Source organism: Vibrio sp. Y176 (assembly GCF_033438945.1).
Genome location: NZ_JAWOQS010000898.1, coordinates 1 through 574, shown reverse-complemented (window position 1 = coordinate 574; position 574 = coordinate 1). Strand labels below are relative to the sequence as shown.

1 protein-coding gene is annotated in these 574 nt (G+C 49.7%); it reads right to left on the bottom strand.

Annotation, left to right across the window (positions count from 1 at the left end):
- On the bottom strand, nt 1-574 hold a 574-nt coding region (locus tag R7O13_RS29290), incomplete at both ends, for an NADP-dependent oxidoreductase (protein WP_318305514.1).

Sequence of the window (574 nt, the reverse complement as noted above, 5' to 3'; positions counted from 1 at the left end):
ACCAACCAAATCAATTAAAACATCAACGCCTTCAACACGTTCTGACACTGGTGCAAATTGATAGTTCACTGCATGAGCGCCAAGTGTGGCGAGGTAGTCTAAATTTCGTTCACTGCAGGTGGTAAACACTTCGGCTTTTGTCGCCACAGCAATCTGCACCGCTAAGTGCCCTACGCCACCCGCTCCTGCGAGAATTAATACTCTATCGCATTCGCTGACATTCGCTTTGCTTAATGCTTGAGCAGCGGTTTGCCCTCCCAATGGTAAAACCGCCGCCGCTTCTAGGGTGACCGAACTTGGCACGTGACTTAGCTGCGACTCCGGAACACAAACATATTGGTTATAACCACCACCTTGGAGAGGAAAGCCAATAAAACCAGCCACTTCATCTCCCACAGCAAAGCGAGAAGTCTTAGTACCACAAGAGACGACTTTCCCAGAAATATCGTAACCTGGCCCCCAAGGCAGTTTGTCTTTATTCTGGGAAGCAGCCCAGCCAAGTCCCGCTCGTGTTTTGACATCGATAGGATCCACGCCAGCATAATGCACCTTGACCAACACTTCGCCAGACTTA